Annotated in this window: 16 protein-coding genes and 1 other annotated feature; of the genes, 11 read left to right on the top strand and 5 right to left on the bottom strand. The window is 35.0% G+C overall.

Annotated elements, in window-relative coordinates; all coding sequences use genetic code 11:
* Window positions 1-141: 141 nt before the first annotated feature.
* On the top strand, window positions 142-993 hold the full coding sequence (locus tag ACQKN2_RS16690; RefSeq protein WP_427415932.1) for a LysR family transcriptional regulator: 852 nt from the start codon (window positions 142-144) through the stop codon (window positions 991-993).
* Window positions 994-1,041: 48 nt separating this feature from the next.
* On the opposite strand, the gene ACQKN2_RS16685 is transcribed toward ACQKN2_RS16690, so the two are convergent.
* Window positions 1,042-1,626, bottom strand: a complete 585-nt coding sequence (locus tag ACQKN2_RS16685; protein WP_427415931.1) for a DJ-1/PfpI family protein — start codon at window positions 1,624-1,626, stop codon at window positions 1,042-1,044.
* Window positions 1,627-1,767: 141 nt separating this feature from the next.
* Here ACQKN2_RS16685 and ACQKN2_RS16680 point away from each other — a divergent pair, with 141 nt between their 5' ends.
* From ACQKN2_RS16680 to ileS, 3 genes are all read left to right on the top strand, one after another.
* Complete coding sequence (locus tag ACQKN2_RS16680; protein WP_427415930.1) at window positions 1,768-2,211, top strand: Lrp/AsnC family transcriptional regulator; 444 nt, start codon at window positions 1,768-1,770, stop codon at window positions 2,209-2,211.
* A 213-nt stretch (window positions 2,212-2,424) separates the two neighbouring features.
* Window positions 2,425-3,270 (top strand): DUF2785 domain-containing protein, encoded by an 846-nt coding sequence (locus ACQKN2_RS16675; RefSeq protein ID WP_427415974.1) that lies wholly within the window; start codon window positions 2,425-2,427, stop codon window positions 3,268-3,270.
* A 192-nt stretch (window positions 3,271-3,462) separates the two neighbouring features.
* Window positions 3,463-3,702, top strand: a binding site (T-box leader).
* A 59-nt stretch (window positions 3,703-3,761) separates the two neighbouring features.
* Window positions 3,762-6,851, top strand: coding sequence for an isoleucine--tRNA ligase (gene ileS / locus ACQKN2_RS16670; protein WP_427415929.1), 3,090 nt, complete (start codon window positions 3,762-3,764; stop codon window positions 6,849-6,851).
* Window positions 6,852-7,232: 381 nt separating this feature from the next.
* Here the strand turns inward: ileS and ACQKN2_RS16665 are convergent, their stop codons facing one another.
* On the bottom strand, window positions 7,233-7,676 hold the full coding sequence (locus tag ACQKN2_RS16665) for a hypothetical protein (RefSeq protein WP_427415928.1): 444 nt from the start codon (window positions 7,674-7,676) through the stop codon (window positions 7,233-7,235).
* A 312-nt stretch (window positions 7,677-7,988) separates the two neighbouring features.
* A complete protein-coding gene (locus ACQKN2_RS16660; protein WP_427415927.1) occupies window positions 7,989-8,591 on the bottom strand; it encodes a LysE/ArgO family amino acid transporter in 603 nt (200 codons plus the stop codon).
* A gap of 153 nt (window positions 8,592-8,744) precedes the next feature.
* On the opposite strand from ACQKN2_RS16660, the gene ACQKN2_RS16655 reads away from it, so the two are divergent.
* The 3 genes from ACQKN2_RS16655 (at window position 8,745) to ACQKN2_RS16645 (ending at window position 10,910) form a co-directional block, all read left to right on the top strand.
* A complete protein-coding gene (locus tag ACQKN2_RS16655; RefSeq protein WP_427415973.1) occupies window positions 8,745-10,184 on the top strand; it encodes a PLP-dependent aminotransferase family protein in 1,440 nt (479 codons plus the stop codon).
* A 320-nt stretch (window positions 10,185-10,504) separates the two neighbouring features.
* Window positions 10,505-10,690, top strand: a complete 186-nt coding sequence (locus ACQKN2_RS16650) for a hypothetical protein (protein ID WP_427415926.1) — start codon at window positions 10,505-10,507, stop codon at window positions 10,688-10,690.
* A complete protein-coding gene (locus tag ACQKN2_RS16645; protein ID WP_427415925.1) occupies window positions 10,677-10,910 on the top strand; it encodes a hypothetical protein in 234 nt (77 codons plus the stop codon). The genes ACQKN2_RS16650 and ACQKN2_RS16645 overlap by 14 nt, the downstream gene beginning before the upstream one ends.
* A gap of 235 nt (window positions 10,911-11,145) precedes the next feature.
* Here the strand turns inward: ACQKN2_RS16645 and ACQKN2_RS16640 are convergent, their stop codons facing one another.
* Window positions 11,146-11,754 carry a CPBP family intramembrane glutamic endopeptidase gene (locus ACQKN2_RS16640; protein WP_427415924.1) on the bottom strand — a complete coding sequence of 203 codons (609 nt, stop codon included), beginning with the start codon at window positions 11,752-11,754 and terminating at the stop codon, window positions 11,146-11,148.
* A gap of 485 nt (window positions 11,755-12,239) precedes the next feature.
* On the opposite strand from ACQKN2_RS16640, the gene ACQKN2_RS16635 reads away from it, so the two are divergent.
* The 3 genes from ACQKN2_RS16635 to ACQKN2_RS16625 are packed head-to-tail and all read left to right on the top strand — an operon-like array spanning window position 12,240 to window position 13,291.
* Window positions 12,240-12,605 carry a DUF2089 domain-containing protein gene (locus ACQKN2_RS16635; protein WP_053485903.1) on the top strand — a complete coding sequence of 122 codons (366 nt, stop codon included), beginning with the start codon at window positions 12,240-12,242 and terminating at the stop codon, window positions 12,603-12,605.
* Window positions 12,606-12,618: 13 nt separating this feature from the next.
* Entirely contained in the window at window positions 12,619-12,999 is a 381-nt protein-coding gene (locus ACQKN2_RS16630; protein ID WP_427415923.1) for an SHOCT-like domain-containing protein, read from the top strand.
* A gap of 10 nt (window positions 13,000-13,009) precedes the next feature.
* Window positions 13,010-13,291, top strand: coding sequence for a hypothetical protein (locus ACQKN2_RS16625; RefSeq protein WP_427415922.1), 282 nt, complete (start codon window positions 13,010-13,012; stop codon window positions 13,289-13,291).
* A 172-nt stretch (window positions 13,292-13,463) separates the two neighbouring features.
* On the opposite strand, the gene ACQKN2_RS16620 is transcribed toward ACQKN2_RS16625, so the two are convergent.
* Window positions 13,464-14,072, bottom strand: a complete 609-nt coding sequence (locus ACQKN2_RS16620) for a transglutaminase-like domain-containing protein (protein WP_427415921.1) — start codon at window positions 14,070-14,072, stop codon at window positions 13,464-13,466.
* Window positions 14,073-14,369: 297 nt separating this feature from the next.
* Here ACQKN2_RS16620 and ACQKN2_RS16615 point away from each other — a divergent pair, with 297 nt between their 5' ends.
* Window positions 14,370-14,849 carry an O-methyltransferase gene (locus tag ACQKN2_RS16615; RefSeq protein WP_427415920.1) on the top strand — a complete coding sequence of 160 codons (480 nt, stop codon included), beginning with the start codon at window positions 14,370-14,372 and terminating at the stop codon, window positions 14,847-14,849.
* The last annotated feature ends 52 nt before the right edge of the window (window positions 14,850-14,901 follow it).

Genomic DNA, 14,901 nt, shown 5'->3' with positions numbered 1-14,901 from the left:
AAATGAAAGATGCTAACATATAACGTTATGTTATAATCGAGGCACCTTCTATATTTAATAGGTTACTAAAAAACATTGAATATGGAACAATCACTATTTTATAAGGGTATAACAAATCGTTATAGGGTACGGAGGAATACAATGAATATAGAATGGTTACATAGTTTTATTGCTGCTGCCAATCAAAAAAGTTTTTCTAAAGCTGCTCAAATCACGAATCTTTCCCAACCCGCACTAAGTAAACATATACGAAACTTAGAGAATAATCTTGGCATCGAGCTATTTCATAGGACATCCATTGGTATCGAATTAACAGAAGCTGGAGAACGTTTTTACACTCGAATTACACCAGTTATTACTGAACTAGCCGCCATTCGTGAAGAATTACAGCAATTTAACCAGAGCAATCCAATTGCCATCGGTGGTCTGCCTAGCTTAGCCACTTATTATTTGCCAAATAAAATGAATGAACTTAAGCTACTAGATCGACCTATAACCTTAATGATTCAAAATACTTCTAATGAACTGTTGCAATCTTTACAAAAAGGTAGACTTGATGCAGTCTTTGTGGATGCAAAATATACGGGAGAATCTTTGTGGAGTTGCGAATTGTTTACGGAACCTTACTATGCTGTGTTTCCTTTGAACCATCGTTTTAATTCAAGAACAGCAGTTGACCTTGCAGAATTGTGTGAGGAGCCGCTTATTGTTCATCAGCCTCCATGTGATTCAAGAAAGGATATAGTAGAACAAATACAAACGCTTGGCTTTAAACCTAATATTATAAGTGAAGTGAACTTTGGCGATTTTATTTTTGGGGCTGTGACCTCTGGAATGGGGATTACGATTGTACCAGAGCTAATGGCAAAAAATATCGGTCATCTTCAGCTTTTTGCCTTACCAATTAATGATTTTGGAAGAACAAGGACAATTTCATTGGTTACAAAAAGCAAAGACTTTGGATCGAAGTTACAACATTTATTATTAAATTAAATGGAAAGAAGCTGTCCCAATTTAACGCTTTGAGACAGCTTCATTAAATTAATTAAACCCCATTAAATCCTTTACCTTTTTTGTATTTTCCACAGATGTCAGCATTTCTAATAATCTGAATGCAACGTCGAATGCAGTACCGGGATTTGAGGATGTAATAATATGTTCAGTTTGAACAATTCGTTCGTTGACGATGTCTGCACCATAGGATTGTAGCTGTGCTATTCGTTTACTTGTTGGGTGATTATAAGTAGTAGCTTTTCGATTTTGTAGTACGCCGCTATGACCTAAAATGAGGGAAGCTACACAAATCGTTGCAATCGGTTTTTTGTGTTCATCGAAATGACGAACGACAGCCTGGAACTCCTCGCTAAAAGCATCTTCATAAAATCCAGCTTCCTCAAAACCACCAGGAATCGCAAGTGCATCAAACTCCTCTAATGATATTTCATGAAGCAACTTTTCAGGAGCTACGTTAAAGTTCCATGTACATTGCAATTGCTGATGTAATCCTACAGTAACGACCTCTGTTGTACCGTCGCCCTCCCATTTATTCCAGCCAAGTACATCTGTAAAAACACTCGCTTCAACAGCCTCAAAACCATTTGCTAATAGTAATAATATTTTTTTCATGTTGTTAATGCCTCCTTTATATGTTTAATTGTAGTGAATAAAGCCATTCAATGACAGAACCTGTATAATGTAATTTAGATGATTTACTTTATAATGAAAGGGATTATCTTAAAACTAATTTATAAAAAAAGGTGGATACAAATGGATCAAATAGATCGTGAAATTTTACAGCAATTACAACAAAATGCAAAAATGTCGATGAAGGAATTAGCGGCTACTGTTCATTTATCTTCTCCAGCTGTTATTGAACGTGTAAGAAAACTGGAAGAGCAAGGGGTTATTGAAGGTTACGGTGCTAGGGTTAATTTAAAAAAGATCAATCGTGACATTCAAGCCATTATATTATTTAAGTCAATTGATTGTAAAAGTCTTTCTAATTTTTGCAAAGAACATCCCGATGTCCTTGAATGTTATCGTGTAGCGGGTGAAATTAGTTATATTGTAAAAATTGCAACCAATTCAGTGGAAACGCTAGAGCAGTTTATTGATGATGCGATGCCTTATGGAACGCCATCAACGAATATTGTGCTTTCTTCAACTAAAAAAGCGGTCATTGCGCCTTTTTCTGATGAAAATTTAGACTAATTGAGTCCGGAACTGCTCCGGTAGTCGAAAATCTGATCAGGTGATGTAATGCTAGACATTCAAAAATTTCAAGAATGTCTAGCTTTTTTAATTTCCTTTTGTATTTGGGTTAGAGTACAATTGCTGTAAGGATTTGTATGATTAAAGGGTGTGGTAAAAGATGATATGCAAACTCTTTATCAAATCAAAAAGGCAAGGGGAGAAAGATTGGATATGATAGTATATAAAGACTTACTTAATGAAATTGAATTAAAAGAAATACTAACAGACATAAACATTGGAAATAAAACATGGCAGCAAGAGGATCAAACACATATCATACAGTCAATGATGTTACATATCGGTTCATTAGATAGTGAACTGAGAGATGACTTAATATATGGGTCGTTTTACGAATTAATTTTAGAAAAAAACTTACTTGAGCATTCACTTTTAACGGAGCTTCTGGATTATAGTCTGAAAAATCTGCTTTTTAAGGGTATTACTGAAAGAGAATCAGATTTAGTTTTTACTCGAACATTTACGTCGCTTCTTATCGCACTTATTTTACATAGGGATCATGAAGGCGAGTTTTTATCTAAGGATCAATTAAATGATTGTAAAGATCTATTACTAGCTTATTTATCAGCTGAAACGGATGTAAGAGGCTACGTGCCAGGTAAAGGGTGGGCTCATAGTGTTGCTCATATGGCTGATGCAATCGATGAATTAGTGAAAAATCCAAAATTAAATAAAGCCTCTTATATGGAAATTGTAAGCGCATTATGGAACACCGTTTTGCAAGAAAATTATGCTTTCATTCACAATGAAGATGAACGGATTTTAGTTCCTATTTTCACAATGCTTGAGCAAGGTTTAGAGGAGCAAGAGATCATAAAATTATTGCAAGAGCTACCTGCAACTTTAAAGGGAAGAAAGGAACAGCTCGATGTACAGCACCACAGAATTTTACTCTTTAACTATAAAAGCTTTTTAAAAAGCTTTTACATTAAAACAAATGGAAAGCATAAGTTCACAGCTCTTCATAAAAGCATCGAAGCATGTCTCGATGACTTATAAGAAATAATACATTACCAAAGTTTAAGGATGATATTTTATTAAAACGTATGTCATGTGTAAGCGTTGATTAGAGTGGAGAATCAACGCTCACAGGAAAGCGCCCAGTCGGAACGGGAATTATCAAAATATTAGTATTTTGTAATTATTGACAGACGAAAATTAGTTTGTTAAGATGAGTGACAATAAAAGCATACAAATTCGTTGATGAGAAAGAGTAGTGTTTCATTTTGTTCTACAGAGAGCCGACATATTGGTGGAAGTCGGTGTGCAAGTGTTACATGAAGATCCTCTCTGAGAAGATTAGCTGAACATAGTAGGCTGATCCGGGTGTCTACCGTTAAAAAGAACACGTATGATTGTACGTTGCTGAGTGCTATTGAACGTTGCTTCAATAGAATTAGGGTGGTATTCGCGGTTAACCCCGTCCCTTACTTGGGACGGGGTTTTTTGTATGCCTTTTATACAAAATTAATTGTATAGGAGGAACTAATATGCAAGCAGAACAAAAGAAGGAAACAACGGTTGAACGAGAAACAAGGATTCGAGCATTGTGGGAGCAAGAAGGCACGTTTGCAACATCCGTGACAAATCGTGTTGGACAGCAGCCATTTGTATTTTATGAAGGACCGCCAACAGCAAATGGATTACCACACGTAGGTCACGCATTTGGCAGAACGATTAAAGATGTAGTAGCACGTTATAAAACGATGCAAGGTTATTTAGTTGAACGTAAAGCTGGTTGGTATACACATGGTTTGCCTGTTGAGTTAGGCGTGGAAAAAAAGCTAGGCATCTCAGGTAAGCAAGAAATTGAGAAATATGGTGTTGAACAATTTATTCAGGAATGTAAGGGCAGTGTCTTTACTTATGAGAAAAAATGGCGCTCCTTTACAGAGCAGCTAGGCTATTGGATTGATATGGATGACCCTTATTTAACACTAAGTAACGATTACATTGAGTCCGTTTGGAATATTTTAAGTCATGTGCATAAAGAAAAACTTTTATATAGAGGGCACCGTGTTTCGCCCTATTGCCCTAGCTGTCAAACATCATTAAGCTCTCATGAGGTTGCGCAAGGCTATAAGGATGTCAAAGATTTATCTGTAACGGCAATGTTTAAGCTGAAGGACAAAGATGAGTATTTTCTTGGGTGGACAACGACTCCATGGACATTACCTGCCAATGTTGCCTTAGCTATGAATCCTAAGCTCGTGTATGTTCGAGTTAAGCAGCATGATAAAGTATATATCTTGGCAAAATCGTTAGTGGAAAAGGTGTTTACTGAACCCGTTGAAATATTAAGTGAGCATAATGGGCATGAATTTGAAGGTGTATCGTACAATCCTCCTTTTTCATATGTAGCTGTTGATAAAGGTCATGTCGTGGTACTGGCCGATTATGTCACAGAGCATAGTGGAACTGGAATTGTCCATATCGCGCCTGCGTATGGGGAGGACGATTATAAAACGGTTCAGCAGAATGGGCTATCGTTTGTCAATGTTGTTGATTTGAAAGGCTGTTATACAGAAGAGGTTCCAGAGCTTGTCGGTAAATTTGTGAAAGATTGTGATGTCGATATTATTAAAATGCTCGCTAAAAAAGAGCTACTGTTTGATAAGGAAAAGTATGAGCATAGCTATCCTCATTGCTGGCGTTGTGATTCACCTTTGCTTTACTACGCGACTGATAGCTGGTTTATCAACATGTCTTCATTGAAAGATAAGCTTTTACAAAATAATGATCAAGTCACATGGTATCCAGAGCACATTAAACACGGTAGATTCGGTAATTTCTTAGAAAACCTTGTGGACTGGAATATTAGCCGAAATCGCTATTGGGGAACGCCACTCAATGTGTGGGTTTGTAAGGATTGTGGTCATGAAGAGGCACCAAATAGTATTGCTACCTTAAAAGAGTTAGCGAAAGGTACTGTAGCTGACATCGAACTTCACAAGCCGTATATTGATGAGGTTGTGTGTACTTGTCCAACCTGTAAGGGCGACATGGAACGCACACCGGAAGTGATTGATGTATGGTTTGATAGTGGTTCAATGCCATTTGCTCAGCATCATTATCCTTTTGGTAATCAGGATAAGTTTAACAATCAATTCCCGGCAGATGTTGTCATCGAAGGTATCGACCAGACACGAGGCTTTTTCTATAGTTTATTAGCCGTATCGACATTATTTACGGGCAAGGCGCCTTATAAAAATGTACTTTCTTTAGGGCATGTTTTAGATGAGCATGGACAAAAAATGTCGAAAAGTAAAGGTAATGCATTAGAGCCAGTTGAACTAATTCAGCAGTACGGAGCAGACGCATTAAGATGGGCGTTTTTAGTCGACAGTTCTCCTTGGAATCCTAAACGCTTTTCAAAGAAAATTGTGATAGATGCGAAATCAAAGCTAGTCGATACGCTAGATAATACGTTCAAATTTTATCAGCTTTATGCAGAAATAGATGGTTTCCAATACGATGCTAATAAGACGGGTACTCGTACAAAACTAGATCATTGGATATTATCTCGATTGCATCATACGATTCAGCTAGTGACAAAATCTATGGACGATTATCAATTTACACAAGCAACACGTGAAATCGGAAAGCTTGTAGAGGAACTAAGTAACTGGTATATCCGTCGCTCACGAGCAAGATTTTGGGCTAACGGATTGTCAGAAGATAAACGAGGTGCCTATAGTACACTGTATGAGTTACTAACGACAATTTGTCAATTACTAGCACCTTTCACGCCATTTATCGCAGAGGATTTATATCGACAATTATGTGGAAATAGCGTTCATTTGCAAAACTATCCAACATTCAATGAAGCGCTCATGAATACGAATCTTGAAAAAGAGATGGCGAATATTTTAACAATAGTAGAACTTGGCCGCAGCATCCGTAATAGTCAAGGCATTAAAGTTAAGCAACCTTTCAGTGAAATGATTGTCTCTGTTGACGGCGAATTAACCGATTATCAACCATATAGCGAGCTTGTGAAAGATGAATTAAACATAAAAGAATGCCTGTGGACAAATGATTTCTCTGCATATGAAACGGTTCATTATAAACTTAATTTTAAAACAGCAGGTGCCGCATTTGGAGCAAAAGTGAACAAAGTAAAAGATTACGTAGTGAATTTAAGTGATGATGAGAAAAATTTATTACAACAAACAGGTTCAGTTGCGTTAACGACTGATGGGGAACAGCTAACATTGTTAAAAGCGCACGTATTAACAGAATCCGTTGTAAAGGACCAGTACATCTTAGCCGAAGAAGCTTCTTGTCGAGTCCTTTTGAATGTTCAGATGACAACTAGCTTACTTGAGGAAGGGCAAATTAGGGAACTAATTCGCACAATCCAAGATACACGTAAAAAATGGCAACTTCCTGTTGAGCAGTATATATCAATCTCAATTGTTGGAAGTGCTAAAGCAAAAACGATCATCCAGCAGCACGAAGCATTATTAAAGGCAAATGTGTTGTTACATGATATTCATTATGTGAGTGACGATCATGGTGAACGATATATAGAGACAGAAATGTTTGATGAAAAAGTTTCTGTTTATTTTAAGTTTTAACTGCTTGGGTTGGCAGAAGAAGTGATTAGGTAAGCCCGGAAACTGCTCGGGTAGGCAGAAGAAGTGATCAGGTGAGATCAGTATCACTATATACAATGTGCAACATTCGAGCTGAACTAATTTTGATATTAGTTCAGCTCTTATTTGTGTATAAAGATATGGTCTGAAAATATTTAACAAAGTATAGTATATATGAATTTTTCTATACGTTGTTCAACTAACGCCACTGTTTGTTTAAGTACATTTATCCACAAATTCATATATTTTACTAAGAACATTCAGTTCACTTATTATTGGAAAGCATCTTCGTTAGTAAAAAAAGCTTCTCCAATCATTGTATCCCTATATAAGATAAATAAAGGTTTATGAATCCTACAAAATTTACGAGATGAAAAATCCAACTATATAATGACTAACAAAAATTGCAACATAAATTAAAGTAATATAAGGTTGATAATCAATATAAAATTCTTTATGTGTTAACCTAAATTTATGGGGAATTAAAACCCAACTAATATAGTCAATTATTATTGAAAGTGTTGTCCATTGGATAACGGTATTAAGCATAAATTCTTTTATATTATCATTATCAATCCCTTTACTATATAGCCAAAGAAAAATTGGAAATATTAAAACATTGTAAAGAACCTGATAGGGTCTAGATTTAACATAAACTGGCGATTTTAAAAAAGTTGTGCCTGCCTGTTTCGCATTTTGAACACCATAAAATTTATTGGAAATTAACATATGTATAAAAACTACTAAAGTTGCGACTGAATAAGCAAGTAACATCCATAAAAAAGACATACCTAAATTATTAAACAATTAACTTCACCTAACTTTCATAATATAACAATTTATACCAATTTATTGCATTATCCTATAAAATTAAGGAATTGTAAATGAAATATTCCGAAAAATATATCTGTTTCTTCGATATTTATTCACCTAAATTGCACCGTTACAGATAGAAAAATTACAGATACTATACTTTTTTTAAATATACTCAAGCTATATCTTTAAACACAAACAAAAGCTGAACTAATATCAAAATTAGTTCAGCTAAATTGCATATTATAATGTTGTACATTATATATAGGATACTGAAATATTAAGTGCAAGTTTTTTGTGAATAGGTTATAGTATTCCACTAAAAAGATAGAGAGCGGTTGCCCAAATAAAAATCGCTGAGCATTTATTAAAAATATTCATAAGTTTCCCAGAGCTATCAATTCTTTTCAACGATGCTCCAGCAATAATAAGGCCGAAAAACCACAACCAAGAAATCAAAACACATGCAGCCGTGAACAAAATTTGTTCTGTCCCACTATATTTTAAAGCACTCGTCCCAATAACGCCTATAGTATCTAAAATGGCATGTGGATTTAAGAGAGATACAGAAACCGCGAATAAAATTTGTTTTTTGACAGGAAGTGCTTCGTTGTTATCGGCAGATGCAGGATTTGAGCGCCAAATCGAATAGCCCATATAAAGTAAGAAAAGTATACCAACAGTCATTAAGGCGATACGTAACCATTCAAATTGCAACACGATTATTGATAAACCAAATACCGCAAGTAGGATTAGAAGTGTATCACAAATTGCAGCTGTTATACTGGCGGGTAAGGCACGAACTAAATGAGGCTGTGTTGCACCTTGAGAAAAGACAAAGACATTTTGAACGCCTAATGGCAAAATAAGTCCAAATGCTAAAATCATTCCATGAAGAAATGCTTCCAATGATATTCCCTCCTTTCACTAACTATTCTAGATGTGTTATAACTAAAAGAAAACGACCAATTGGATGGTTTTTTATCCATCCAATTTTATCTTCTTTCAGCGGGTACCTAAACATCCGCCGGAGGCATAATTGATATGTTTGAGGTGAAACGAATGAACTGGCAACCTAAAAGACAAGGTGAAATGACATTACAGCAACAAATTGTGACTTGGATTACTGAGCATATAGAACGGGGAGATTGGGTGGCAGGAACAAAGCTACCGACACAAAGACAGCTAGCGATGCAGTTTGGGGTTAATCGCAGTACTGTTCAGCAGGCGTTAGAGGAGTTAAAAGCAGCAGGAATATTGGAATCAAAAGTAGGCTCAGGTATATTTGTAGCTCAAAATTCTTGGCATTCCTTAATTACACAATCACAGCCAAATTGGCAATCCTTTATTGACACAAGCTTACATAAGCCCAATTATCATACCATTCAATTAATCAATGAATACGAGCAGCGCGATGATGTCATTCGAATAGGTACTGGGGAACTAGCACCAAGTTTATTACCGACAGCTGAAATTGAAGCATCATTGAAAGAGCTATCTTTGCAGTCGAAAGCTTTAGGCTATTCATCACCGCAGGGAAGCGTTAAACTTCGTGAAGCAATTTGTGACTACGTGAAAACAAGGGGCATTCATACAAAGCCTCAAAATGTTTGTATTGTCTCTGGTGCACTACAGGCATTGCAGCTTATAGCAGTTGGACTGCTTGAACAAGGGTCTATCGTATTTCAGGAACAGACATCTTATTTAAATTCAGTTCATCCTTTCCAGTCTGTTGGTATGCAAATGCTGTCTATCCATCGCGATGAACAGCTTGCACAAACATTGGCTCAACGAAAAAGAAAAAGGCAGGCTGTATTTTATGCTGTCCCTACGTTAAACAATCCGACTGGAGGCGTGTGGACGACGTTTGAAAAAGAGCAGCTTTATGAAGCGTGTAAAGCATCTCGCATTCCCATCATTGAGGATGATGTTTATCATGAATTGCTCTTTAAAGAGGCAACTTCCCCAATAAAATCAATGGATGAAAGCGGGCAAGTCCTCTATATTGGAAGTGTTTCAAAAACATTAAGTCCTGGCCTTAGAATTGGCTGGTTAATCGGCCCAACAACCGTTATTGAGCGGTTAGCGGATATAAAAATGCAAACAGATTACGGATCAAGCGCCATCTCGCAGGAAATTGTGCTGCATTGGCTGCAGTCTGGAAAGTATGAAAAGCATATCGTCGGCTTACGCCAAAAATTACAGCAAAGTGCAGATTATGTAGAGACTATTTTACAAGAAAAATTCTATGATATTGCGGAGTGGATTAAGCCAAAAGGGGGCTTCTATATTTGGCTAAAGTTTCATGAACCCATTGTTGATAAAGAGTTGTTTACTAAGCTTTTGCATCGACAAGTCCTTATTAATCCAGGCTATATCTATGACCCGCAAGATACCCAGCATATTCGATTATCATATGCCTATGCGACAAATGAAGAATTAAAGGTTGGCTTGGAAATATTATTTGAATGCGTCGTTGAAACGGTAGTAAAACGGCATTAAGAATAAAAACATCACACCTTTAGGGGGGTGATGTTTTTAATGTGCGCCAATGTGGGTATGAACTATAGTGTGCAAGTCCTGAACACGAAGACAGAAGTAGAGGTTAGCCAAGGTCATAGTACGATTGGGTCTAGAAATAATCGAAAGGACTGAACAACTAATAGAGAATAGCCCTTGGCATTCCATCTTGAATGAATGAACACAGAAAACAGAGAAACCTCACGCTTATGTTTCTAATGGTTCAATACATGACATTATAGAATGGAAGGATAATATAGGGCTTCCTAATCTGACTTAAAGGAATGGTTGGAGAAAAATTTATGATTAGTATTAAAAGGGTCATAATTCTTTTTGAAAGGGTGGTCATAATGAAAACGATTTATATTTATCCAAAATTAGCAATGGGGTTTAGAGGATTTGCAACAGGTTTAGATAGAGAAGGATTCTTTTTGAAGAAAAGGTCAACGAGACTAAAAAAGTATAGAAAATTCTTTGAAAGAAAATAATTTGAGTTCTTTTAACGTAGAAGTTACTCATGGGTTTGAATCTCCAGAGGAATTATTAGAAAATGATGGCGTTTTGGTTTTGATTTCTCCATACTTAAAAAGTGCACTTGATCACATTGATTTTTCTAAAAGTGGATACTATCTTTTAACAGAGGCAGAATATAATTCAGAAAATGTTGATAACATCTTAAAGTATATAAAAACGCATAAGATTAAATGAAAACTATTGAAATGCTAAAAAAGTATTTAAGTTATCGATTGAAAATACAGAATTTTCAGGAAATAAATACTTTTATAAGTGTATATAAAACAGGAATGTTCATATTAGCATTCTTGTTTTTTATTTAATACATAATTGTGTATCAGAGCGTTTTCTATCTTAATTGAACCGCCGTATACGGAACCGTACGTACGGTGGTGTGAGAGGTGGGAGCTAATCACTCCCCCCTACTCGATTACCTTTTCATACTTATTACATTGTATTTGAATAGCAGTGTCATTCCGATATTCATCAAAAAATGCGCAAGAAAAGGTACTAAGATATTGTTTGTTTCAAAATATATCCATCCGAAAATCAGACTAGGAATGGCGATATTTAGTAACATAATAGGTTTTTTGAAGTATTGAATATGAAATCCTAAGAACAATAAAGTTGTTATGATAATGGCAGTCCATTTGTTTTCAATAAATACAAGAAGCAAATTTTGAATAATTCCTCTAAATAACATTTCTTCAAATAATGCTGCTATAAACATAAAGGAAGAAATAGCTAACAACGAATAGTTTTGATAGCTTTTATTAGTTTCGTCCATGTAATTCGAGGGAATATACATTGTTAAGATTACGCCAAACAAAAGTAGACCGAATGAAGAGAGAACTATACTCAATACCATCCTGAATGGTTGATTAAATGATAGGAAATTATGTATCGTGAATACATCATAAACGATAAGAACAAAAATGGCTGCCGCACAAATGAATGTAAAAGAAGAGAATACAAAAACAGCGTCCTTTGAGCTAAAGTCCTTATTTGTCTTTTTTGGTTTTTCTTTTATATGCTCCATATCTTTCCTCCTTTTCTTGAAAAATTTAGACTAAAAAATATTTTACCATAATATTGTAGCGGAAAGTATAGCCTTTATTGAAGAGAAATTCTAAGATAGGAACCATAAAGGTGTGATTTGAGGTTTTTTCAAAGTTAACCAAAATATTATTCAAAAGCAGGTATTCCTAAATGGATTTGGACAAGCTAATTGTGGACTGAAAAACTAGCTTTGATTTTTTGCTTAGAGAAGACTGGATTGTTGCTTTCGAATTAAATGGGAAACAAGTCATCATTTTTTCAACACCTAAAACAAGCAAAACCTCGTTTTACATTTTGGACGGGGTTAAGATATAGTCTATAAGTTAATTGAGAAGTTGGTAATTAATGATATTGAACACTTAATTAATATTATTGATTTTTAGCATTAAAATATTTAAATTTAATTATTTGCATTTTCAATTCCTTGTTGTATAATCAAATCAACTAGAAGGAAGGGATATCACTATGGCTTATCAAGTTATCACAAATTGTCCTGTTTGCAGTAAAACATTGAAAATTACAAAGTTGCAATGCTCTCATTGTCACACAACGATTGAAAATGAGTTTGAATTATCTAAGCTGGCATCTTTATCAAAGGATCAGCTTCATTTTGTAGAAGTATTTTTAACTTGTAGAGGGAATATCAAAGAAGTAGAAAAGGAACTGGGGATTTCGTATCCAACGGTTCGAGGCAAGCTAACAGATATTATTTCATCCCTTGGATATGTGCAGAAGAAGAAAAATGAAGTAGACGAGAAAAAAGTTGTGACCATGTTGGAAAATGGCGAAATCACACCAGAAGAAGCTATTAAGCTTTTAAAAGAAGAATAGGGAGGAATCTATCATGAAAGAGGAAATTGCAAAAGTATTAACAATGGTTCAAGAAGGAAAGATTAATGCAGAACAGGGATCAGAACTGATTCAAGTATTAAAGGAAAAAGAAGAAACAAGTATTGAAAAACCGACTAAATATTTAGATAAAACTTTAAAAGTCCGTGTTGTATCAGCCGAAAATGATAATGTCATGGTCAATTTGCCTATAAAACTTGTCAAGGTAGTATTATTGGCTGGACACAGCATCGCAGCGAGTGTTCCTCAAGCGGAAAAATACGTTAAAGATATAGATATAAACCTTATTATTGAAGCAATTGAAAATGAATTAGATGGCCAAATTGTTGATATTAAATCAGCAAACGGAGATACCGTTTCGGTCATCATTGAATAGTGATTTGCTTATGATGCATGTAAAAGTAAAAACAAAAGGCTTTCGGCTTAACATCCCAATGCCATATGCTATGTTAAACATTGTTATTTCAATTTTGTCTTCGAAACTTTTGCAACGAAATTTAAACAAATGGACAAAAGAGCACTTCGAAAGAAAAAAAATAGACTTTACCTTTCCACTTATAGATAAAAACACGCTAAAGCCTATCGTCAAGGAACTGAAAAATTATAAGGGAATTGTGCTAGTAGATGTTAAAGCTACGGACGGTACTGAAGTTAAAGTTAGACTATAATTGATGATCACCAATGACTAGCATTTTGAAGAATAAGTCTAATTTCTCGCTAGCAACTGGGAAAAAATAAATGCTTAAAGATGCAATTTCTATTGCATCTTTTTTACCGTTTTTATTTTGATTTAGTATAGATACGAGTGATGATATTTACGTTAATTAATTTAAGCCGCTGTTATATACTTTCAGGTAAATAGTGCTTATACATTTCCAATAAATTAGTATGCTCCTTTAATACAGCAATGGTTTTGGGATTTGGCTTTATAAAAATAACTGAATAATCTTTTTCACCAAGTTCCTTGTTAATTGGAAAAGCTAATTTTTCTTCATCTATTGAAAATTGAGCATTAACACCAGTTTTATTTCCGCGAGCATCTAAGCGTATCCACTTATTATGGGATTTAAGATATACAGCATTCATAGCATGAATCGAATATCCTTTTTCGGGGGTATCAAACAACATTAATCGTTGATAACAGAAACCTGTTGGAATACCTTGCGAACGTAATAATGCTGCTAAAAGGTTTGATTTTGCATAGCAAATACCTTGTTTGTACTTCAATACATCTGATGCATGACAAGTAACTTTTTCTCCTTGAATATCCCAAGAATGTGATATTTCATCACGAACAAATTCAAAAGCAATCTTTGCTTTTTCAACATCTGTTTGAGTTGAGTTAAATAGTTCCTCAATTTTCTCTTTAATAATTCGGTTAGAGTAATTGACCACATCTAATTCAAGTAAGTAATCTTCTAAATTCTCAGATTCAACTATAAATTCCATAAACCATCACTCCTTTGTATTTTTATTTAATTATAGGTATTATTATACACTAAATTAAGATGGTTCATATATATTTTTTTTGTAGATACAAACTTCTATTTAGGGAGACGATGTATTTAAAAAGGAATTTTAAGTAAAAAAGCGAATATGAAATAAGAAATAAAATCGAAAAGGTGGTTTGTTATTATGGTAACGAAATATCGCTCCAATACCTATATCCCAGAGTTGGTGAAAGCAAGTAAAATGTTAGCCCAAAGACATCATTTTGAGTATTCTTGTTAGGATGAGGCTGGAAGATTGTTATCTGTACTTGTTGGTCAAATCACACATGGGAAAATTCTTGAAGTCGGGACTGGCTATGGCGTAGGGAGTGCTTGGATTCTTTCTACCATTGCACCAAACGTTCAGTTTGTCTCAGTGGATCATGCAAAGGAAAAAATCGAGGCTACTGCTCAAACAATTCGTCATCAGCAAGCAGAAATTTTAGTAGGTGATTGGAAAGAGGCGATCGCAAAAGGTCCTTTTCAATTTATTTTTGCGGATGCAGCTGCAGCTAAAACGATTGAAGGCGTTCAACTAATGGATCCGTTGGCTATTGGTGATATGTTAGTGATGGACGATTTTACGCCAGAAAAACATTTTCCAGAAGAATGGAGAGGAAAGCCTGATAAAGTCAGGGATTTTTGGTTAAATCAAAAGGAATTGAGAGCAACAGAGATTTATTTAACACCAACATCTTCTGCCATCCTCGCAACCAAGCTAAATCGAAAAGAATAATCCAACGAAATAATCCATACATATGTAAATAACGATTTCTTTATGAAGAGGT

Source organism: Lysinibacillus sp. NPDC093688 (assembly GCF_050280145.1).
Taxonomy (GTDB): domain Bacteria; phylum Bacillota; class Bacilli; order Bacillales_A; family Planococcaceae; genus Lysinibacillus; species Lysinibacillus xylanilyticus_B.
Note: the sequence above shows the minus strand (reverse complement) of the source record. Positions and strands in the feature narration are given on the sequence as shown.

Bases quoted from the DNA above. Each gene is read 5' to 3' on its own strand.
- ACQKN2_RS16650 (WP_427415926.1), top strand. From the start codon at position 10,505: ATGATTAGTATTAAAAGGGTCATAATTCTTTTTGAAAGGGTGGTCATA.
- ACQKN2_RS16620 (WP_427415921.1), bottom strand. From the start codon at position 14,072: ATGGAATTTATAGTTGAATCTGAGAATTTAGAAGATTACTTACTTGAA.
- ACQKN2_RS16690 (WP_427415932.1), top strand. From the start codon at position 142: ATGAATATAGAATGGTTACATAGTTTTATTGCTGCTGCCAATCAAAAA.
- ACQKN2_RS16675 (WP_427415974.1), top strand. From the start codon at position 2,425: ATGATAGTATATAAAGACTTACTTAATGAAATTGAATTAAAAGAAATA.
- ACQKN2_RS16640 (WP_427415924.1), bottom strand. From the start codon at position 11,754: ATGGAGCATATAAAAGAAAAACCAAAAAAGACAAATAAGGACTTTAGC.
- ACQKN2_RS16630 (WP_427415923.1), top strand. From the start codon at position 12,619: ATGAAAGAGGAAATTGCAAAAGTATTAACAATGGTTCAAGAAGGAAAG.
- ACQKN2_RS16625 (WP_427415922.1), top strand. From the start codon at position 13,010: ATGATGCATGTAAAAGTAAAAACAAAAGGCTTTCGGCTTAACATCCCA.
- ACQKN2_RS16635 (WP_053485903.1), top strand. From the start codon at position 12,240: ATGGCTTATCAAGTTATCACAAATTGTCCTGTTTGCAGTAAAACATTG.
- ileS (WP_427415929.1), top strand. From the start codon at position 3,762: ATGCAAGCAGAACAAAAGAAGGAAACAACGGTTGAACGAGAAACAAGG.
- ACQKN2_RS16685 (WP_427415931.1), bottom strand. From the start codon at position 1,626: ATGAAAAAAATATTATTACTATTAGCAAATGGTTTTGAGGCTGTTGAA.
- ACQKN2_RS16655 (WP_427415973.1), top strand. From the start codon at position 8,745: ATGAACTGGCAACCTAAAAGACAAGGTGAAATGACATTACAGCAACAA.
- ACQKN2_RS16680 (WP_427415930.1), top strand. From the start codon at position 1,768: ATGGATCAAATAGATCGTGAAATTTTACAGCAATTACAACAAAATGCA.